This window comes from Pedobacter ghigonis, from assembly GCF_903166585.1.
GTDB classification, from domain to species: Bacteria; Bacteroidota; Bacteroidia; order Sphingobacteriales; family Sphingobacteriaceae; genus Pedobacter; species Pedobacter ghigonis.
Map to the genome: position 1 here is coordinate 54434 of NZ_CAESCM010000006.1, position 21548 is coordinate 75981.

Annotated in this window: 15 protein-coding genes; 8 read left to right on the top strand and 7 right to left on the bottom strand. The window is 39.9% G+C overall.

What is annotated here, in order from left to right; all coding sequences use genetic code 11:
• The 4 genes from HWV58_RS10540 (at position 1) to HWV58_RS10555 (ending at position 9363) form a co-directional block, all read left to right on the top strand.
• A complete protein-coding gene (locus HWV58_RS10540; RefSeq protein ID WP_175634075.1) occupies positions 1–3339 on the top strand; it encodes a gliding motility-associated C-terminal domain-containing protein in 3339 nt (1112 codons plus the stop codon).
• A 37-nt stretch (positions 3340–3376) separates the two neighbouring features.
• The gene (locus HWV58_RS10545) at positions 3377–4378 is read left to right on the top strand and encodes a PorP/SprF family type IX secretion system membrane protein (protein WP_175634076.1); all 1002 of its coding nucleotides are present in this window, start codon (positions 3377–3379) and stop codon (positions 4376–4378) included.
• Between the two features lie 72 nt (positions 4379–4450).
• Positions 4451–6451, top strand: a complete 2001-nt coding sequence (locus HWV58_RS10550) for an OmpA family protein (RefSeq protein ID WP_175634077.1) — start codon at positions 4451–4453, stop codon at positions 6449–6451.
• Positions 6452–6561: 110 nt separating this feature from the next.
• Positions 6562–9363, top strand: coding sequence for a lantibiotic dehydratase (locus HWV58_RS10555; RefSeq protein WP_175634078.1), 2802 nt, complete (start codon positions 6562–6564; stop codon positions 9361–9363).
• Here HWV58_RS10555 and HWV58_RS10560 read toward each other — a convergent pair.
• Complete coding sequence (locus tag HWV58_RS10560; RefSeq protein ID WP_175634079.1) at positions 9360–10478, bottom strand: sensor histidine kinase; 1119 nt, start codon at positions 10476–10478, stop codon at positions 9360–9362. The two genes, HWV58_RS10555 and HWV58_RS10560, sit on opposite strands and share 4 nt — an antisense overlap.
• Before the next feature lie 379 nt (positions 10479–10857).
• Between HWV58_RS10560 and HWV58_RS10565 the strand changes: the two genes are divergently transcribed.
• Together HWV58_RS10565 and HWV58_RS10570 are read left to right on the top strand one after the other, a co-directional pair.
• Positions 10858–11001, top strand: a complete 144-nt coding sequence (locus HWV58_RS10565; RefSeq protein ID WP_175634080.1) for a hypothetical protein — start codon at positions 10858–10860, stop codon at positions 10999–11001.
• Positions 11002–11112: 111 nt separating this feature from the next.
• Entirely contained in the window at positions 11113–11277 is a 165-nt protein-coding gene (locus HWV58_RS10570) for a hypothetical protein (protein ID WP_175634081.1), read from the top strand.
• On the opposite strand, the gene HWV58_RS10575 is transcribed toward HWV58_RS10570, so the two are convergent.
• A complete protein-coding gene (locus HWV58_RS10575) occupies positions 11264–12007 on the bottom strand; it encodes a LytR/AlgR family response regulator transcription factor (protein ID WP_175634082.1) in 744 nt (247 codons plus the stop codon). The genes HWV58_RS10570 and HWV58_RS10575 overlap by 14 nt on opposite strands.
• 382 nt (positions 12008–12389) lie before the next feature.
• Between HWV58_RS10575 and HWV58_RS10580 the strand changes: the two genes are divergently transcribed.
• The gene (locus tag HWV58_RS10580; protein WP_175634083.1) at positions 12390–12764 is read left to right on the top strand and encodes a hypothetical protein; all 375 of its coding nucleotides are present in this window, start codon (positions 12390–12392) and stop codon (positions 12762–12764) included.
• Positions 12765–12785: 21 nt separating this feature from the next.
• Complete coding sequence (locus HWV58_RS10585; RefSeq protein WP_175634084.1) at positions 12786–13280, top strand: type I restriction enzyme HsdR N-terminal domain-containing protein; 495 nt, start codon at positions 12786–12788, stop codon at positions 13278–13280.
• 158 nt (positions 13281–13438) lie between these two features.
• Here the strand turns inward: HWV58_RS10585 and htpG are convergent, their stop codons facing one another.
• From htpG to HWV58_RS10610, 5 genes are all read right to left on the bottom strand, one after another.
• Positions 13439–15325 (bottom strand): molecular chaperone HtpG, encoded by a 1887-nt coding sequence (htpG, locus tag HWV58_RS10590; RefSeq protein WP_217706979.1) that lies wholly within the window; start codon positions 15323–15325, stop codon positions 13439–13441.
• A 175-nt stretch (positions 15326–15500) separates the two neighbouring features.
• Positions 15501–15893, bottom strand: a complete 393-nt coding sequence (locus HWV58_RS10595; protein ID WP_039471507.1) for a response regulator — start codon at positions 15891–15893, stop codon at positions 15501–15503.
• 125 nt (positions 15894–16018) lie between these two features.
• Positions 16019–16882 (bottom strand): N-acetylglucosamine kinase, encoded by an 864-nt coding sequence (locus tag HWV58_RS10600; protein ID WP_235972703.1) that lies wholly within the window; start codon positions 16880–16882, stop codon positions 16019–16021.
• A gap of 243 nt (positions 16883–17125) precedes the next feature.
• A complete protein-coding gene (locus tag HWV58_RS10605) occupies positions 17126–18436 on the bottom strand; it encodes a TolC family protein (RefSeq protein ID WP_175634085.1) in 1311 nt (436 codons plus the stop codon).
• Position 18437: 1 nt separating this feature from the next.
• Complete coding sequence (locus HWV58_RS10610) at positions 18438–21548, bottom strand: efflux RND transporter permease subunit (RefSeq protein ID WP_175634086.1); 3111 nt, start codon at positions 21546–21548, stop codon at positions 18438–18440.

Here is a 21548-nt window from a genome sequence, read left to right on the forward strand (position 1 = left end):
GTGGGCGCGGTATTCAATACCCCAGCCATTACGGTTACTACTAAATACTATGTTACCGTTAGCGGTACAAATAAATGTGCAAACAGCCCAGGTAATGCAAAAGAGGTTACGGTTACCGTTAACCCGGTTGCTGGTCCGACTGATATTAATTTAACCGGAACAAGCACCATTTGCGGTGGCTCTACAGTAACCCTAACAGCTACGAGCACTACGGTTACCAACCCAGTATTTACCTGGTATAGCGATGCAGCCTTAACTACGGTTGTAAACACAGGAGCAAGCTTTGTTACGCCTGCACTTAATGCAACCACCACTTATTATGTAACCGTAAAAGGCGATAACAAGTGCGAGAATACAGCTGCTACAGCGAAATCGATTACCATTACGGTTAATCCAAAAGCTACAGATTCTGATATTGCCATCAACGGAATAACCTCAATTTGTAAAGGATCAACCGCGGCATTATCTGCTTCAACAAGCACTGTAATTAACCCGGTATTTACCTGGTACAGTGATGCAGCTTTAACTACGGTAGCTTATGTAGGTACAAGCTTTACTACGCCAGCATTAAACGCTACTACTACTTATTATGTAACCGTAAGGGGAGATAATAAATGCGAGAATTTGCCTGCTAACGCTAAAGTGGTTACCGTAACAGTTAAAGAGTTTGCTACAGCTGCCGATATTGCCGTAAGCAATGCCCGTATCTGCTCTGGTACTACCGTGATGTTGATGGCTTCGAGCACAACAGTTACCCAACCGGTATTTACCTGGTACAGCGATGCCTCACTAACCAGCGTGGTATTCACCGGACCAACCTTTACGGTAAATGGCTTAACTGCTACAACCAATTATTATGTAACGGTTAAAGGTGCCAACAAATGCGAAAACGGTGCAGCTGATGCGAAAGTGGTAACGGTTACCGTCAATCCTTTGGCAACCTCAACCGATATTATCCTTAACGGAAGCACAGTAGCCTGCGCCGGATCACCAGCTGTGTTGAGTGCAACATCTCCAACAGTAACTAATCCGGTGTTTACCTGGTACAGCGATGCCGCTTTAACCAACGTAAGTTTCATTGGCGCAAACTATACTACACCAGCTTTAACCAGCACAACTACTTATTATGTAACGGTTAAAGGCGATAATAAATGTGAAAATGCACCTGGTACAGCAAGGGTAATCACCATTACGGTAAACCCGGTAGCTACAGCAGCCGACATTACTGCTAATAATGCCACCATCTGTTCTGGCTCTGGTACTACATTGGTAGCCAGCACCACCACAGTTACCAATCCAACCTTTACCTGGTATACTGATGCGAATTTAACATCGGTAGCCTATGTAGGTGCATCGTTTGTTACCCCAACATTAACTGCAACTACTACTTACTACGTTACAGTTAAAGGTGATAACAAATGTGAAAACTCAAAAATTACGGCCAAAGTAGTAACCGTAACAGTAAATGCGGGTGCAACTGCTGCTGATATTACCTTATCAACACCAGCTAAAGTATGTGGTTCTGGTTCGGTAGTAATCAACGCCAGTTCTACTACAGTTACCAGTCCGGTATTTACCTGGTACAATGATGCTTCACTAACCAGTGTTGCATTTACCGGCCCGATATTCACCACACCAAACTTAACCACTACAACTACTTATTACGTAACGGTTAGAGGTGCCAACAAATGCGAAAACAGTGCAGCAAATGCTAAAGCAGTAACGGTTACTGTTAACCCAATTGCAGTAGCAACTGATATTACTGTAAATGGTTCTACTTCGGTTTGTGCAAATACCGCTGCAACTTTAGCCGCAACAAGCACAACGGTAACTAACCCTGTATTTACCTGGTACAGCGATGCAGCCTTAACTACCGTAGTGTTTACCGGACCAGTATTTGTATCGCCTGCATTAAGCACCAATACTACTTACTACGTAACGGTTAAAGGTGATAACAAATGTGAAAATACAGCTGCAACAGCCAGATCGGTAAATGTAGTTGTTAATGCAACACCAACTACACCAACAGTATCTGCTCCGGCAGGTGGTATTTGTGCCGGCGATGCTGCAACACTAACCATTACCAACATTCAGCCAGGTGTAACTTACCAATGGTACGATGCTGCAACCAGTGGCAACCTGTTATTCGCAGGTACTACATTTAATACAACTGCGCTTACTGCCACAACCGATTACTATGTAATTGCAACCGGCACCGGTGGCTGTACCAACAATGGTGGCAGGGTTAAAGTAACGGTTACCGTTAATGCCAAACCAACCATACCAACGGTAGCTTCACCATCGGTAAGTGTTTGTACCGGAAGCCCTGCAGTATTAACAGTTACCAACCCACAAACGGGCGTTACTTACAACTGGTACACTGCATCAACCGGCGGGTCGCCTGTTGGAACAGGAGTTAACTTTACTACTCCGGCGGTAAATACCAATGCAACTTATTATGTTGAAGGTGCTAACGGCTCATGTACATCAAGCTCAAGAACTCCGGTAAATGTTACCGCATTGCCAGTACCGGTTGCACCAGCATCGGTAACAGCAGCAAACGGTACGCTTTGCGCAGGTAGCTCAACCATATTAACCGTAAATAATCCGGTAACTGGCTTAGTTTACAGATGGTATGCTTCAAGCTCTGGAGGTACAGTGTTAGCAGAAGGTATTACGTTTACAACCCCTGCATTAAACGCTACTACTATTTACTATGTAGAAAGTATTGCAGTAGGTGGTTGTGCAAGTCCAACCAGAACAGCGGTTACCGTAAATGTACTTCCGGTACTCGACAAACCTGTGGTAGTGGTGCAAAGCACAACACCTAACAGCGTAACATTTGGCTGGGCTGCGGTTGCCAATGCAACAGGTTATGAAGTTTCATTAGACAATGGCTTATCGTGGATTAGTCCAACAAGCGGATCGACTGGAACAACTTACACGGCGCTGGGCTTAAAACCTGATCAAAGTGTGACCATTATTGTAAGGGCAAAAGGCCAGTTAGATTGTCAAACCAGTGCAAACTCTACTCCGGTTACAGGCAAAGCATCTAATCCTTTCGGAAACCAGGTGTATATACCGAATGCGTTTACACCAAATAACGATGGTAAAAACGATGTATTCTTAATCTATGGCAATACCATTGCAAGTGCTAAAATGAGCATTTACACCCAATGGGGTCAATTGATATTCCAGTCAGATAACGTGGCTAACGGATGGGACGGAACCTTTAAAGGTGTTAACCAGCCAACAGGCGTGTACGTTTACATGGTTGAGGTAACCTTTACCGATGGAACAAGTACCCTGAAAAAAGGAACAGTAACGCTGATTAGATAAGAAGAGGATTAATAATAAACAGATAAAATCATAGACCATGAAAATACTATCGGCTTTAAAAATATATGTTGCCATGTTCGGATTACTGCTGTGTACAGCAAAATCCTTTGCGCAAACCGACCCACATTTTTCTCAATATTATGCTTACCCGTTATGGCTGAACCCAGCCTTAACGGGGGTAATTGATGGCGATTACCGTGGTTCGGTAAACTTTAAACAGCAGTGGAGCGCGCTAAACAGCTCTTTCCTAACTGGTGGTGCCTCATTTGATATGGCACCTAAAAAGAACTTTGCATTTGGTGCAACAGTATTAAACCAAAGAGCAGGGGAGCTGGATTTTAACTACCTGACTGCCCTGGTTTCAGGATCGTATCGCTTGCGGTTTGGTGCAGAAGGCCTGCAAATGATCAGTTTCGGCTTACAGGCCGGGATTATCAACCGCAGTTTCGACTTTTCGCAAGCCAGGTTTGGTAACCAGTTTAACCCGATTTCGGGCTACGATGGCGGCATGATGAGTGGCGAAACATTATCGTCGCAATCCTCATTGGTGCCAGATGTTAATGCCGGTATTATGTTTTTCGATGGTAATCCCAATAAAAGTGTAAACGTTTTCCTTGGCGCAAGTGCTGCACACTTAACCCGCCCAATGGATCGCTTTTCTGGCAGTAATTCGAGGATTCCGGTGCGCGTTACCGCACATGGTGGTGCAAGAATCCGTGCATCGCAACTGTTAGATATTGTACCGAATGCTTTGGTTATGTACCAGGGAAATACAAACGAGGTTTCGCTAGGTGCCTACGCACAGCTAAATGTTAACCCATCGGCAAATATTTTGTTTGGGGGTAACTACAGGGCTAAAGATGCTGCAATTGCTTTTGTTGGCTTACAGCTAAAAAACATGGTTTTCGGATTGAGTTATGATGTAAATACCTCGAGCTTTAACCGTGCATCAAATAGCAATGGTGGTTTAGAATTGTCTATTTCTTTAATCGGCCGCAACGGAATCATTGGTCCAAACTTCTTTTGCCCACGTTTATAATTATTTCAGATGAAAGCATCATGGTTTTCGGATCATGATAGCATCATCACCATTGAAACCAAATTTAGAAAGATGAAAAAAATATTACTCTTTTTGCTAGTGGCATTTGGCAGTTATGCAAACGCACAGTTTGTGGTAAATTATAAAAAGGTTGCCGATACTTATTTTGAAAATAAGGATTACTATGCGGCATCTACTTTTTATAAACGCGCTTTAAAAATTACCGGAGATAGCACGTATGCTATTTTGCCCTATGGTAAAGAAAGAAAAACAGCTTCTGATAATAAAGCGATAGAAGATTATGAAGGATCGGTTTATAACCTGGCAGAATCGAGCCGTTTATACCGTGAATTTAATGAAGCCGAAAAATACTATGCAGTGGCCATAACTTTTAGCAATACCCGCTACCGTAAAGCACTTTTTTATTATGCAGAAAGCTTACGCGCAAATAAAAAGTTCAATCTGGCTATCGATGCTTTTCAGCAGTATATCCAAAGAAATGGAAACGATCCACTGGCAAAAGAGGCACAAAAAGAAATTGAATCGTGCAAGTTTGCCATCGAGGAAATGCGTTTCCCACGTATGGTGCAGGTAAAAAAATTGCCTGCTAATGTAAACGGTTTAGGTTCTAACTATGCTCCGGTTAAACTGAATAACGAATTTTATTTTACTTCTTCGCGTCCTGTTGCTGTAGCCGGGAAACGCGATTTGGTTAAAACCGATGCTGGAGATGTGCAGGTTTCGACCAAAAGCAATCCTTTCATCAATAATATTTACACCGCTAAAGGTGAGTTAAGTGCAAGCGATATTGCCGTTAAAATGGTTGATATCAATTTCCCAAAGAATATTGAAATAGCTGCCCCGGCTTTTTCGCCAAATGGCAGTGTAGCTTATTTTACAGCCTGGAAGGATAAAGAAAAATATGGCATTTACAGCGCTAAAAAAACAGGCGATAAATGGTCAGATCCGCAACCTGTTGGTTTGCAGGTAAACAGTAAAGATTTTAATTCTTCGCAACCTTTTGTAACCAGCGACGGTAAATTCCTGCTTTTCTCATCAGATAGGAGCGGGGGGTATGGTAAATTCGATTTATGGTACTGCGCCATCCGCGAAGACGGATCTTTAGGTCAGGCCGTAAACTTTGGCCCGAACATTAATACCGAAGATGATGAGCGTGCACCTTACTACAATACTTTAACAAAAAAACTATTGTTCAGCACCGATGGCAGAACTGGTTTTGGAGGACTAGACTTTTTCGAGTCGGAAGGTGATCTGGTTACCTGGTCAACCCCAAAAAACCTGGGCTATCCCTTCAACTCATCAAAAGACGATCTTTATTTCACTGCAACCGACGACAGGGGAACAAGAGGTTATATCAGTTCTGATCGCGAATCATCATGCTGTTTAGAGCTTTTTGAGGTGAAAAAAGAATTCCTCTCTATTGCGGGTATTTTAACCGATTGTAAAACCAAAGCGCCTTTAGCTGGTGCTGCTGTAACCCTTACAAATGCCGAGGGACCACAAAAGTTTACTACCGGCACAGATGGTGTTTACAGGTTTAAAGTAGATTCGAAAAGACCAATTAAATTGCTTTTTGCTAAAGACAACTATTTTGCCATTACGCGCAATTACCCATACGAAGAGCTGGCCAAAGCAGATACCCTGATTTACAAAGATTATTGCCTTAGTCCTTTTAAATTGGGTATCCCAATGGCTTTGGATAATGTGTATTACGAATTTAACAGCGCTGAGTTAACAGAGCCTTCTAAAAAGGTATTGGATTTCTTAATCCCGATTATGGAAGATAACCCCGAAATGGAAATTGAATTAGGTTCGCACACCGATAATATCGGAACCGATGAATATAATCTCGATTTGTCAAACAGAAGGGCTAAATCGTGTGTTGATTATCTGGAGAGTAAAGGCATTGCAGCTTCAAGGATGACTTCTAAAGGATATGGCGAGTCGGTGCCTATAGCACCAAACGAGATCGTGGTTAAACGCAAGAAAAAAGATAACCCTGAAGGCAGGGCCAAAAACAGAAGAACAGAATTTAAAGTGACCAAAAAATAATAAAAAATTAGCATCCCGGTGAGCCATCTTCTTTTGAGGAGATGGCTTTTTTGTTTTTATCGCCCTTTTTAAATTAATCTTTGTAATTTTCCGCCTACCATTTAAACGCAATGAAACTTCATATCCAACCAACATTAATTTTTAGAACACCTAAGTTTTCATACCAAACAGAACTTACTGATTGTTGGGAGGAGTTAAAAGAAGCTATTTCGATTTCTTCGGCAGCCTTTTACGAAACGATAAAAGACGTAAAGGCTAACGAATTGGCCGGTCTTCCGCCTAAAATCCATTTTACCATCTGGAAGTATTTCAACCGGTCTAAATTCCGTGCAACACCTTATGGCACCTTTGCTAGTTTTAGCTTGTTGGAGAATGCGATAAAGCCAGTTGCCGAACCTATTGTTGTACAAAAAACATTGCAGGTACACGAACTGGTCGACTGGCCGCAAAAAAACAATATTGGGTTTCAGTTGGCCGAAATATTGCCTAAAAACTGCATGCTATTTAGTAACAGCAGTTATTATTTAACACCAAACAGCATTCGCTATATAGCTTGTGCCGATGGGGTATTCGAGCTGGCAGAACTGGATTACGATGATACGGTAAAGCAGATTTTAGATAGTTGTTTAGCGCCTATCAGCGTTAACGATCTGGTTAAGGCACTACAACTGGAACATACTGAACTTGAAGGTTTATTTGGCTTATTGCAGGATATGCACGACCTGCAACTTATTTTTACTGATTACGATCCAAACATCATAGGCACTGATTATTTTGAGCGTATTGGCTTTAACGATACTGCCGATCTGCCTAAATATCTCCTTGCACAAAGAGCCGTTCAGTCTGGAAATCTCGAAGAGCGGTTACTTCAGGCAATTCCGGCATTAGCTAAATTAATACAGGATATTTTGCCAGCCAAAGATCAAGGTGCACTGGGGCAGTTTACCACACGTTTTAAAAAGAAATTCGAAGATCAGGAAATTCCGTTACTGGTGGCCTTAGATCCGGAAATGGGCGTGGGCTATGATGAACTGGAACAGGCAGGGCAAAACGACGATTTTATAGCCAGGCTAAATAACAAGCCTTCAAAAAAAACAACGGATAGTGAGCAGGTTAAAAACCAGTTGCGTACAAACCTCACTCCGCAAGGTTTTGAAAAAGGAAAGACCATTTTTTTAAATAAGCTTTCTTTTACACCGAATGAAAAACCCTTGCCTTTGCCCAATTCGCTGAGTATGATCATGTCTGTTCAAGATGATCTTATTTTTGCCGAGCAGATTGGTGGTGCATCATCAAATGCTTTAACCGGTCGTTTTACCATGGCCGATGAAGCGGTTGAACGTTATACCAAAAGTATTGCCCATATCGAACAGGAAGCTAACCCCGACGTTTTGTTTTTCGATGTGGCCTATATGGTCGAGACTACTATAGATAACGTAAACAGGCGAAAACTGATTTATAACCACCAGTTGTCTATCTTAAATTTCGACACATCAGCTACGCCTTTGGTTTTAAATGATATACAGCTGTCAGTGCGGGGTACAGAGGTTATACTCCGCTCTAAAAGCTTAAATAAGCGCTTAATCCCCCGGATGGCCTCGGCCTATAATTATTCCCGCTCCGATCTTTCGGTATTCAGGCTGCTTTGCGATTTGCAACACCAGGGCTTGCAGAGCAATCTTTCCCTTCCGCTCGATAGCATATTCCCTGATCTGGATTATTATCCTCGCTTACAATACCAGAATATCGTTTTGAGCAATAACAAGTGGAAAATCAAAAAGGAAAATCTTTTAGGCGCTGATAAAAAGTACCTGCCGGTTGCTCTTTGCCGCGAATACTTGAGCAACTTAGGACTAAGTCCATATTTTAAAGCAGGGGTAGCCGATCAAACACTTTGTTTTGCACTCGATAGCGATGAAGACCTGAATGCCTTTCTTCAGTACATGCAAAAACAAAACAGCATTTATTTAGAGGAAGTTACCTTTCCCCAGCAAAGTACTGTTGTTGATGAACAAGGGAAGCCTTATCTTTCACAGTTTATCCTAAGTCTTACACACAACCAACAGCTTTATGCTGGAATTACAGCCCATACAGGATCTACAGCAGTAACTCGTTTTTTTCCTCCGGGGAAAGAATGGCTGTATTTCGAAATATATTCGCACCAGCAGCGCTCAGATCAGGTTTTAGCCGAGGTTATTGCGCCTTTCGTAGTCAATCATGAAGCTGATATTAAAACCTGGTTTTTTATCAGGTACAATGAAAACGGAAACCACATCAGGTTTAGGTTGCAGTTGCATAACGAACTTAGGGGGCAGGCACTCATTGCCGATCTGATGGAAGACCTGGCTGTACTTTTAAACAGTGGCCTGGTTTCGGATGTGCAGATTAAGACCTATAAGCGGGAACTGGAACGTTATGGAAGCGATAATATTGAAAATGCAGAGAAACATTTTGCCGTTGACAGCGCATTTGTATTATCGCTTTTTGAAACCCAGCCCAGTCATTTTGATAAATATAAACTTTGTGCAGCCCTGGTATCAACGCTGGTGGTTTCGAAAATAACCGATCGCCCAACGTTGTTTAAAATGATTAGCGGAATTTCTGATGCATTTAACCGCGAACATCATTTAGATGCAGCTGATTTTAAACAATTGAATAGTCAGTATCAGGAATTCAGAAAAGCTCCGTTCGGCGGATTAAACGAAGATCAGCAGCAGAACTTTAATGCTTTATCTGCTTCGTTGATTGGCATGCTAAAACAAAGCCAGCCAACACAGCAGGCAAAACTATTTAGTGATTTAATGCACATGCATGTAAACAGGCTGTTTAATAAAGATCAGCGTACGCATGAAATGGTGATGTATTATTTCCTGGTAAAGGAAATTCAGCGTCAAAATGCAATGGCCCGTTAACGGTTTATCCTGGCCATTGGATTAACAATATTTACATCTATTTCTGTGATATACCGGTTTAACGGGTCCTTATAGTACCTGAAAATATAATCCTCACCATAAAAATTGTTCAGGCGTTTCGCAATATTTTCAATCCCCACATGGTGACTTTCTGTTTGCTTGCCTTTATTATCATTAATCATATTGATGGTGGTGATATTCAGGTTATTGTTCTGGTAAACAATCTTTATCTGCGCCGGTTGGGTAGAATGCGAAACATTCCCATGTTTAAAAATGTTCTCTACTAAAGTTAACAGGATAAGTGGCGGAAATCTGAGTCCGAATAAATCGCCGGTTACATCGAGTTCTAGGTTAATGGTATTGGCAGTACGGAGCTTATGAAGGTTAATCAGGTGCTCAATTTGCTCAATTTCTTCGCTTAAAGGAACTACCTCCGATGCTTCAGGCCGTTTAAGGGCATAGCGCATCATTTCGGCAAGGTTCATAATGGCATCAGCAGCCATAGGAGCCTTTTTACGGGCATCATTATAAATAAAGTTTAAGGTATTAAAAAGGAAGTGAGGGTTAATCTGACTGCGCAGGTAATTATTCTGCGATTGTACTAAATCATTTTCAAGCGCCTGTTTTTCGATTTGGGTAATCAGGTTCTGCCTTTCCAGTGCTTCTACCTTTTTACGTTCTTCAAATGATTTTTTGATGTAAACATAACCTGTACCAAAACCGATGAATAATAAAGACCGATAAGTTAGAATTGAAACATAGGCGCTGTCAATCACAGCTTGAGTAGCTGTTGCCGGAAGGATTCCGATAGCTCTGAACGTTAAATTTAAGACGTAGCTTATACCTATATATGCTACAACTGCACATAATATGATAAGTGGGATCTTAATTACTTTGAAAGATACTACCTGTTTGTTTAATAGTTTACCCAGAAAGAATGAGTAGATATAGAAGACAGAAATATTAGTAGTGTAAATTCCAACATAAGAACCGGGGGCAAGAAAATTTCCTCTGATTAATCCAAGGATAAATACTTCATAAATGATGTAAATACCCCACACAATTAAGTGAATTTTATATTTTTCGTAGAAGGTTTTTAAATTTAAAAGGTTCATTTTTTTGCTTTTAATCTATTGAAATGCGGTTTTTATCTCCCAAAAGCGGGGTTTTGTGTAAAAAAATAGTGGTAGTTGTTTTTCTGCAGCACCTTTACAGAAATTAATAACAACAATAAAAAATCACATTTAATATAATATACCATGAAAGCTCAACACACAACTAAACTTGCAAAAAAAACTGTATTTGTTTATAAAAATATCAAAGATCAAAACAACTTCAGTACTAATCCAACTGACCAAAGTCACACAATCGCGACACAGGGTACTTGGATAATCGCTATTTAGTTCCATTATATTAAATGTATTGAGCTGTCGGCTATATCTATCTGAGAGCAAACTTTATCACCATTGTTATATAATCTTAAATATTCATCACATGAAAGCGCAACACACAACTAAACTTGCAAAAAAAACTGTATTTGTTTATAAAAACATCAAAGATCAAAACAACTTCAGTACTAATCCAACTGACCAAAGCCACACAATTGCGACACAGGGTACTTGGATATTTGCAATCTAGTTAGCGATTCGCTTTTAACAATTCTTTAATAAATCATGAACGGGTGAAAAATTTTTAATAACCGTTCTTAATATAATTCTAATAATTCTAACATTTAAAGTATATTCAATCATGAAAATGCAACAAACAGCCAAATTGACTAAAAAAACGGTATTCGTTTATAAAAGTATCAAAGACCAAAACAACTTTGAAACAACTCCAACTAGCGATCAAAGCCAAACAATTGCAACTAATGGTACCTGGAGCATCATTGTACTTACTACTACTGGTTTCTAGTAGATTTAAGTAAGCTACTTTGAACATAGGCAAAGAAAGCATCTTTATAGCCTTCTCCAATTTGTATCATTTCATTGTTTACCAAACGGATAATATTGCCATCAACCTTTTTTATGGCAGTTTTGGCAACAATATTTGATTTGTTAACCCTGATAAACGCATGAGTTTCAAGTGCTTTTTCAATCTCCTTTAATGTAAGGTAGGTTGTATGGGTTTCAGATTTGGTAATGATCTGGATGTAATTCTGTAAAGCCTTGATGTAAAGTATCTCATCAATGGCGATGTTCGAAAAAGCATACTTATGATCGCCTTTAATATAAAGGGCAGCAACTTGCTCAGCTTCTTTCGGAGTAGCTTTTGCAGCGTTAGCCTCTTTCTTTAAAATGCGGTCAATGCCTAATGCAAATTTTGCAAAAGAAATAGGTTTAAGTAAGTATTGATCCGATTGTACATCAAATGCTTGTAGGGCGTAGTCTGGATGTGCGGTTGTAAATATCAGATATTTAGCTTTCTCTCTGATATTTTTAGCCAACTCCAGACCGTTTATGCCTGGCATGTCAATGTCCATAAACAATAAATCAATCTCATCGTCAACACTAATTTCTGTAAGTGCCTGTACAGGGCTGGTAAAAGTCTTAAAAACCGTTAAACCAGGCATTTCGGCAATGTGATCTGTTAGTACCTCAATTGCATGCTGCTCGTCGTCAATAACAACGCATTTTAGATTCATGATTATTAAATATGTTTGTTTTTATGATTTGATTGCAAGTTAAATAAAAATGCATTGATTTAACAATTGGGCTAAAAAAAACTTCTCCCTGGTTTTGTCTGAAAAAACCGGGGGTTTCGTGTAAAATTCTACGGGGTTGATGTAAAAAAATTACCAGCCTAACTTCTTTTTCTAATCTTTAAACTGTTTGCCAAAAACAAATAATTGGAAGTGTTAAAAAGCTCCCGATGAAGAACATCTGCCTGCCCAATCTTGTGTAGCCTGTAGATAAGCAAATTAAAAACAGGCCATACAATACTGGGTTAAAAATTAACATTAGAAAACAAGAAAAATAAAGAATACCGAAAAAAGAAAATATTCCCCTACATCTATCTTCCTCCAAATGAAACACAACGAATACGAGTACTTACTTAATAAGATCTACTACAACGGGATCCTCAAAAAACAAGGGGTTAACGCAGATATTTATCAGAGAATGCAGAATGAGTACAGCAATCTCGATATGAAAAATTTGGTAGAAGGTAAGCTGGACAGCGAATACGCTTTTAGAAAATCTTTTTTGGTTGTGCGTAATTACGTTCAACAAGCGATTAAAGATGGTATGAAAAGTTTTCAGTTCACCATGCGTGCAACTGATATTACTAAGCTAACCTATATGGTTGATATGTTGAACAGGAATTTTTTCGATAAACAAAGTTTAGATCAGATCATCATCACAGCTAATTCGGTATTCAATCAGTATAACTTAAAAAATTAATTACCAATAAAGATATTTACCATGGAATTAAAAGACGAAATCGGGCAATTTACCGTAAGAATTAAGAAAATGCTTCCACAAGTTCAATCTGAAGATTTAACCAGGAATGCCTTAGTAATGCCTTTTATTCAAATCTTAGGATTTGATCCTTCTGAGGTTCAATCTGAAGCAGTTTTAGATTTTGGTGTTAAGAAAAGTAAAAAGGTGGATTATACCATTATGAAAGATGGCGAGCCAACTATTCTGGTTGAGTGTAAACACCACAACGATAATTTAGATATCCACGATTCGCGCTTATCTAAGTATTTCCGTAAAACAAAAGCTAAATATGGTTTATTAACCAATGGTTTGGTATACCGTTTTTATACTGAGAAAATGGTTAGATCTAAGAAAAACCAGGAGCCTGCGTTCGAATTTAAAATCACTGATACTAAAGCGGCTACAATTGCCAAAATGATCGAAGAGCATAAAGATTACTTTAACGTAGATCAGAAACAAGGCGTATTAGCCAGCTAATAAAATATTAATTTTAATCTAAGAGTTCCCGAAAATTCTTACCTAAGGTCCTGATGTAAATCGGGACTTTTTTTGTGCCCTGATTTTTGATTAAACCATAAAAAAGGGGAGCAACCATTATTGGTGCTCCCCTTTAAATATATTCGCTTTACGGCTGCTTAGATTAGCTCTACGCTTCTGCTAACGAAAGCAGTTAACTCAGCTCCGGTCAACATGCCTTGTGCCAGCAGCGCTAAATCTACGGCTTGCTTAGCTAAAGTACTTTGCTCAGTCTCGTCCGATTTAAGGATTTTGCTGATCAACTTGTGGTTACCGTTAATAGCAACTTTGTAATTGTCTGGCATTTGGCCATAAAAGCCCATTCCGCCACCCATGGCAGCCATATCTTTCATACGGCGCATAAACTCATCCATCGTAATGGTAACAGGTAGCTCTTCAGGGTGTAATGCCACAATTTCTACGTGCATACCCGGTTTGGTAATGGCTTTTTCGAAAATACCGGTTACTTCTTTCACCTGATCTTCTGTTAAAACGTGCTCGTTTTGCTCGTCTTTTTCAATCAGCTTATCCGCAACACTCGAATCAACACGTTTAATTGATGTTTTTTCCAGTTTCTGCTCTAACTGATTGATGAAATGGTTATCGATTGGCGAATCCAGAACCAGTACATCGTACTCTTTTTTATTGGCCGATTGGATAAATGCATCCTGTTTAGCAGCATCGTTGGTATATAAATAAACCACGCTGCCATTTTTATCGGTTTGTAATGGCGATACCTTTTCCTTGTACTCCGGTAAAGTATAAAGCTCGTTTTTGGTGTTTCCAACCAGGGCGAAATCTTTGGCTTTATCGTAAAACTTCTCTTCGCTAATCATACCGTATTTAACAAAAAGACCAATGTCTTTCCATTTATCTTCATAAGCCTTACGGTCTTTGGCAAATAATTCGGCCAATTTATCGGCTACCTTTTTGGTAATGTAGTTGTTGATCTTTTTAACATTGCTATCTGCTTGTAAGAAACTACGTGATACGTTTAACGGAATATCCGGCGAATCGATTACACCATGCAATAACATCAGGAACTCAGGAACAATATCTTTTACCTCGTCGGTAATGAATACCTGGCGCGAGTATAATTTGATTTTGTTGCGTTGCATTTCGAAGTCGTTCTTCAACTTAGGGAAATACAATACACCGGTTAAGTTAAACGGATAATCTACGTTTAAGTGGATCCAGAATAGCGGCTCTTCCGAAAACGGATATAATTCGCGGTAAAAACTCAGGTAATCTTCGTCTGACAAATCTGCAGGAGCTTTTGTCCAGATAGGGTTGGTGGTATTGATGATGTTATCAACGGTAACATCGCTATATTTTGCTTTACCTTCTTCGTCAACACCATCTTCAACAGATTCTGTTTTCGTACCAAACTTAATTGGAACCGGTAAAAACTTAGCGTATTTATCAAGAATTTCCTGAAGTTTCGATTCTTCTAAAAACTCTTCCGAATCTTTGTTTACATGCAGGATAATATCGGTACCACGGCTGGTTTTAGTGCCCTCTGTGATTTCAAATTCGGTGCTGCCATCGCAAACCCAACGTGCTGGTTCAGCACCTTCCTGATAGGATAAGGTTTGGATTTCAACCAGATCGGCCACCATAAATGCCGAATAGAAACCTAATCCGAATTTACCGATGATTTCGTTAGCATCTTTTGCATCTTTAAATTTTTCTACAAACTCGCTTGCGCCAGAAAATGCAACCTGGTTAATGTATTTTTTAATTTCTTCGGCAGTCATACCCAAGCCATTGTCGCTAATGGTAATGGTTTTTGCAGCTTTATCAACCGCAACCTGTACCAATGGCTGGCCAACTTCGCCGTTAAACTGGCCCAGAGAACCTAGTCTTTTAATTTTTTGAACCGCATCTACCGCGTTAGAAACCAACTCACGAAGAAAAATTTCGTTATCAGAGTATAAAAACTTCTTAATTATCGGGAAGATGTTCTCAGTGTGTATCGAGATATTTCCTTTTTCCTGTATGCTCATATGTGAATAAATTGTTTAATCTATATCCTGCATAACAAGGGTTGTTCCAAAGGGTTTTGTTTGCCAAAATGACAGGCGGGGGAGGATGGGAGAGGGGAATGGATGATGGAAGAAGAGAAAAAAAGAAAGCCAAAAAATGCTACATTTTTTGGCTTTAAAATCGTGTATGTTACGCTTAGTTTAAAAGAAAACTAGGTTGATCTTCTTCTAAGGAAAGGATCTTTGAAATTTTCTTCAGCAACACATCCATCTGGAAGGGTTTCGATAAGAAATCATCCTGACCGTAATTCAAAGTTGTAAAATCCTTTGGATCATATAATCCTGAAATCAATAAAATCGGAATTTTCGAAGTGCTTTCTATAGATTTTAACTGTTCGCACAAAATACGGCCATCTATATGTCCCAGTGAAATATCAAGTAAGATCAAATCAGGATTAAACTGTGCTATGCGGTTAAAAATTTCTTCTCCGTCATTTAATGCCGAAACTTTAAATCCCCCAATTTCCAATATCAATTGTATGGTTTCTAAAACCTCAATATCATCATCTACTACCAGTATTCTCTTCATATGTGTTAGCAATTATATGCCCTTAAAACTATAACAAATGTTTGTTGCGTTATGTTTACAATCTTAAGCATATTTTAACAATTTATATATAGCCTTTTATTTATAGCCACAATATAAGTTTTGCTTTAACTGGCTTGTTGTATGATGCCTTCTTTATGCAAAATGAAATTAAACAGTTCATCGATCGGTTTTTGTAATATTTTACCGGGTTCGATGCCATTTTCTACCAATACCGAAATGAGTGCATCCTGGTAATAATAGGCTATTGAACCTACAAAATGGCAGGGTACATTTTTATGTTTGGGGTAATCCTTAATGTTGGTATCTACGAATTCCTGAAAGCCTTTTCTTAATATTTCCTGAATAAAAGGATGGTCTTTATGGTTGGCCATGAAGCGGCTAAAACCTGCTAAATAGATGTTTGGAAAGGGTTTTTGGTACACATTGGTAATAATCTGCTCCTTTTCTGCGGGGAATGTCTTTTTAAATTCTGCAGCTAAATTTGAAGGCATTTTATTGTACAGATAGCTTAACAATACTTTTTTTCCAAAGAAGGTACCTGAGCCCTCATCGCCTAAAACATAACCTAAGCCATGGTGGCCATCATGGATTTTCTTCCCGTCGAAATAACAAATGTTTGAACCGGTACCTAAAATACAGTTTAAGCCTTCAGCATTTCCACATGTAGCATAAACAGACCCTAAAAGATCATGGTCTACAGAAATAAAAGCTTTGGTAAAAATAGTTGATAACCCGTTCGAAACCACCTCGTGTTTATCGGGAGATGAGCAACCTGCGCCGAAAAAGTAAATTTCTTTAACCTCATCTGCATATTGGATTAAGGACTCGTTTTTAGAAATTAACCTGGCAATTTCTTGCTCACTTAAAAAATAAGGGTTTATTCCCGGCGTACTAAACTTAATAGTTTCGCCATTGTGATAGCCCATCCAATCCGTTTTTGATGAGCCACTATCTGCAACAAGTATCATGGATTAAATATAAAGATTTATTACAAAATTTTAAACATTCAATAATTTCGTTACTTCATTTTAACGCTTATTGGCAGTATTTTAACCTCAATATAAATTTACTAATGGTTTTTAATCAGTAGTTTATATTTTTTAACAAGCAATTGTAATATTTAAATGTTTTATTGCCAAAATTCAACAGTAACTGCCTAATCACGATTTTAAGGAGGTAACCATCCAGGTTAGCAAATCATTGTTATAAATTTAGTTTAATAAATCAATACTTCCACTAATTGTTTTTAATGTGGTTTCTGCTATTTTGGCTTGGTATTGCATCTCGATAAAGCGGTTTTGTGCATCAATTGCATTGCGTTGTGCTTCTCTCAGTTCTAAAGGGGCAATGCTGCCTAATCGGTATTTAGCTAAGGTAATATCCAGGTTTTCTTTGGCAATATCTACATTTCGCTGCTCAAGCTTAATCAAATCCAGGTAGGTGTTGTAATTTTCGTAGGCAGTAAGCAATTGTGCGTTTACATCCAGCTTGGTTTTATTCAGGGTAATGGCCGAGTTATCGATCTCTATTTTTGCATTACGCTCTTGCTGGCGCTGTAAAAAACCATTAAACAAATTAATACTTGCGGTAACCCCATAGGTAAATCCGTTTGCAGCAAATTTTTGGTTAAAGCCTGTTGGACTGGTACTGTTTGCCCTGCTGTAACCCGAATTTAAGCTTACCGATGGGTACCTGGCCCCGCGGATCGATTTTAGATTTAAAGCAGCAATGCGCTGATTAATAAAGGCGTTCTGCACATTGGGGTTCTGCTGCCCGGCTAGTTCGGCCATTTTACTAAACGAAATACCTTTATCTACCTCAATTTTATTTTCTACCGAAAAAGAAGTGCTGATATCCCTCACCATTAACTGGTTTAAACGTACCCTGGCAACCTGCAAAGTGTTTTTAGCCTGTAAATAGCTTGAAGTATCTGTATTGTAATCTACCTGTGCGCTTAATACATCCAGTTTTGAGCCACGGCCGAGTTGTAATTTTGTTTTGGCAATATTAGCGCGCAAAACGGAAACATCCATAGCACTATCAGCCGCGATAACCAGCTGTTGTTGCCTTACCACATCGTAATAAGCCGTAATTACATCAGCTACGGTAGTTAAAATGGTTAAGCGGGCATTCAGTTCACCTTGTTTTTGCAGTTCTTTCAGCCTGTCGTAATTGGCAAACATGCTAAAACCATCAAAAATGGTCCAGTTTAAATCGGCACCATAACTGTTATTGGTGCTTTTAGCACCCGTAATTACCCTATCCGGCCCGGTTGCAGGCGTTTGCCGTGTATTTTGGATGCTCCCTCCGTTGGTATAACTTCCGGTGAGGTTAGGCAGCATACCTGCATTACCGATATTGGCATTGTTTTTTGCAATGTCGATCTGGTTTTTGCTGATTTTGATATCGTAGTTATTCTGTAAAGCAATGGTAATGGCCTGTTGCAGGCTTAGCTTTTCTTGTGCAAAACCCGAAAGCGATAAGCTTATCAGCAGGATAAATATTCTTAATTTCTTGCTCATCTTATTCTTCTATATGTAAAGCTTCCTGTTCAAAACGATGCGCTTCTTTTAATTCTTTATTCGGTTTGTAAGGTTTGGCCCAATACGAATAAATGGCAGGGATTACAAACAGCGTTAATACCAATGAGAACAAGGTACCACCCACAATTACGGTTCCCATACTCATTCTGCTTTTTGCCGCAGCACCCAAAGCAAGTGCAATAGGCAAGGCACCAATGGCAATAGCCAAACTGGTCATTAAAATAGGGCGTAAACGCGAAACGGCAGCTTCTCTGATGGCTTCCGGAATGGCCATGCCTTTTTCTTTAAGCTGGTTGGCAAATTCTACAATTAAGATACCGTTTTTAGTTACCAGACCAATGAGCATAATGGTACCAATCTGGCTGAAGATATTCCAGCTTTGGCCACATAACCAGAGCGATAAAAATGCCCCGGCAACGGCCATAGGTACAGTTAAAATGATAATAATCGGATCTTTAAAGCTTTCAAATTGTGCCGAAAGGATTAAATAAACCAGTAACAAAGCCAGGCCAAAGGCAAAGAAGGTGTTAGATGAACTTTCTTTAAAATCGCGCGATTCGCCACTCAAATCGGTTGAGAAGGTTTCGTCTAATACTTTTTTCGAGATTGCATCCATGGCGTCGATGCCTTCGCCAATACTTTTACCCGGCGCTAAACCTGCCGAAACCGTAGCGGCAATAAAACGGTTGTTGCGGTACAATTGTGGCGGGCTGCTTTCTTCTTTATCAGTAACCACATTATCGAGCTGAACCAGTTCGCCTTTGTCATTACGTACGTAGACCGAACTCAAATCCAAAGGATCTTTTCTGTCACCGCGATCGAACTGGCCAATTACCTGATACTGTTTTCCATTCATGAAAAAGTAAGAGAACCTTTGTCCGCTTAAACCTAAATTTAAGGTTTGTGCAATGGCCGAAATAGAAACCCCCAGATTTTTGGCTTTATCGCGGTCGATGGTCAGGTTAATTTCCGGCTTGTTAAATTTCAGGTTCACATCCGAAACGGTAAATGTAGGGTCTTTGGCTACTGCATCCATAAACAATGGGATTTTCTCGCGTAGCTTTTCAAAATTTTGTGCCTGAATAATGTAACTAATGGGTAAACCGCCCCGGCGACCAACAGAAATGGTAGGCTGCTGGCTCACAATGGTTTTTCCTTCGGTGTATTTTTTGGTAACCCGGGTCAGCATGTCTGCAATGTCTTTTTGCGAACGTTCACGTGTTTCCGGATCGGTTAAGCCCATACGCACAAAACCTGAGTTTACAGCACCCGAACCACCAAAACTTGGTGAGCTAATGGTAATGTTTACATTCTTTTCGGGAACAGAATCGATCACCAACTGGTTCAGTTTCATGATAAACTTATCGGTATAGGCAAAAGAAGCTCCCTCGGGTGTAGATACGTTAATGTTGATGGCACTGCGGTCATCATAGGGAGCGGTTTCTTTGGGTAATATCTTCCAGAAAAGGAAAATAAGGCCCATACACACCAGGATAATCGGTACTGAAAGCCATCTTTTATCTAAAAATTTATTCAGATTCGATTCGTAGGCATCGTTTAATTTTACAAAATAAGGTTCAGTCCAGTTGTAGAAACGCGATGGTTTATGCCCTCCTTTCTTCATCAGGTAAGCATTAAGCATCGGTGTAAGGGTAAGTGAAACGAAGGCTGATACCAATACGGCAGCCCCGATTACCACGCCAAACTCCCTGAACAAACGCCCTACGAATCCTTGTAAGAAAATTACCGGTAAAAACACTGCCGCCAGCGTAATGGAGATCGAAATTACAGCAAAAAAGATTTCGTTCGATCCTTTTATGGCAGCTTCAAAGGGCGACATGCCTTCTTCTACCTTTTTGAAGATATTTTCGGTAACTACAATCCCGTCATCCACCACCAAACCTGTTGCCAGTACAATGGCCAGTAAACTCAATACGTTTATCGAAAAGCCAAAGGCATACATGATAAAGAACGTAAAAATAAGTGATACCGGAATATCAATCAACGGCCTGAAAGCGATGGCCCAGTCTCTAAAAAACAGGTAAATAATTAAAATTACCAGTACCAGCGATAAACCGATGGTTTCGGCAACTTCGGTAACCGAACGTTTAATGAAAAGCGTATTGTCTAAGGCTACTTTTAATTTAATGTCTTGTGGAATATCGGCCTTTAATTTGTCGAAACGTTTGTAAAATTCTTTACTGATATCGAGGTAATTGGCTCCCGGTTGCGGGATTATGGCAATGGCCACCATCGGCCTGCCTGATTCGCGTAAAACAGTCTCCTCGTTCTCGGGACCTAAAACGGCATAACCCACATCCTTTAATTTAATTACCTGGTTGCTGTCTGATTTCAGGATCAGGTTATTAAACTCGTTTTCGTTGGTTAATTTACCAAGGGTTTTTACCGTAAGTTCGGTCGTTGCGCCGGTAATTTTTCCCGAGGGAAGTTCTACGTTCTCGTTATCCAAAGCGGTAACAATATCCTGCGAGGTTAAGCCATAAGCGCTCAGTTTATTTGGGTCCATCCAAATGCGCATGGCATATTTACGCTGCCCCTGAATTTGAACACTACTTACGCCCGGAATGGTTTGAATACGATCGGCAATTACGTTTTCGGCAAAATCACTTAACTCAAGTGTATTGCGTTTATCACTCTGGATCGTCATCGATAAAATCGGATCAGAGTTGGCATCGGCCTTACTTACAACCGGTAGCCCGTCAATATCTTTAGGAAGGTTTCTGGCGGCCTGCGAAACTTTATCACGAACATCATTGGCCGCCTCTTCAATGTTTTTATCGAGGTTAAACTCAATGGTGATGTTGCTGGCTCCCTGGTTACTGGACGAGGAAATATTCCTGATCCCATCAATCGAGTTGATTGATTTTTCAAGCGGTTCAGTAATCTGCGATTCAATGATATCTGAGTTGGCACCAGGGTAAGAGGTTCTTACCGAAACCACCGTTGGATCGATAGAAGGATACTCGCGCACCCCCAGAAAGGTATAGCCGATTATCCCGAAGAGAACAATCAACAGGTTCATCACAATGGCCAGAACGGGCCTTTTTATACTCGTGGTGGAGATACTCAT

What these genes read in the sequence shown, in the direction of transcription:
- HWV58_RS10565 (WP_175634080.1), top strand. Translation starts at nt 10,858, where the DNA reads ATGAAAGCGCAACACACAACTAAACTTGCAAAAAAAACTGTATTTGTT.
- HWV58_RS10600 (WP_235972703.1), bottom strand. Translation starts at nt 16,882, where the DNA reads ATGATACTTGTTGCAGATAGTGGCTCATCAAAAACGGATTGGATGGGC.
- HWV58_RS10560 (WP_175634079.1), bottom strand. Translation starts at nt 10,478, where the DNA reads ATGAACCTTTTAAATTTAAAAACCTTCTACGAAAAATATAAAATTCAC.
- HWV58_RS10550 (WP_175634077.1), top strand. Translation starts at nt 4,451, where the DNA reads ATGAAAAAAATATTACTCTTTTTGCTAGTGGCATTTGGCAGTTATGCA.
- HWV58_RS10605 (WP_175634085.1), bottom strand. Translation starts at nt 18,436, where the DNA reads ATGAGCAAGAAATTAAGAATATTTATCCTGCTGATAAGCTTATCGCTT.
- HWV58_RS10570 (WP_175634081.1), top strand. Translation starts at nt 11,113, where the DNA reads ATGAAAATGCAACAAACAGCCAAATTGACTAAAAAAACGGTATTCGTT.
- HWV58_RS10595 (WP_039471507.1), bottom strand. Translation starts at nt 15,893, where the DNA reads ATGAAGAGAATACTGGTAGTAGATGATGATATTGAGGTTTTAGAAACC.
- htpG (WP_217706979.1), bottom strand. Translation starts at nt 15,325, where the DNA reads ATGAGCATACAGGAAAAAGGAAATATCTCGATACACACTGAGAACATC.
- HWV58_RS10580 (WP_175634083.1), top strand. Translation starts at nt 12,390, where the DNA reads ATGAAACACAACGAATACGAGTACTTACTTAATAAGATCTACTACAAC.
- HWV58_RS10555 (WP_175634078.1), top strand. Translation starts at nt 6,562, where the DNA reads ATGAAACTTCATATCCAACCAACATTAATTTTTAGAACACCTAAGTTT.
- HWV58_RS10545 (WP_175634076.1), top strand. Translation starts at nt 3,377, where the DNA reads ATGAAAATACTATCGGCTTTAAAAATATATGTTGCCATGTTCGGATTA.
- HWV58_RS10610 (WP_175634086.1), bottom strand. Translation starts at nt 21,548, where the DNA reads ATGAGTATCTCCACCACGAGTATAAAAAGGCCCGTTCTGGCCATTGTG.
- HWV58_RS10575 (WP_175634082.1), bottom strand. Translation starts at nt 12,007, where the DNA reads ATGAATCTAAAATGCGTTGTTATTGACGACGAGCAGCATGCAATTGAG.
- HWV58_RS10585 (WP_175634084.1), top strand. Translation starts at nt 12,786, where the DNA reads ATGGAATTAAAAGACGAAATCGGGCAATTTACCGTAAGAATTAAGAAA.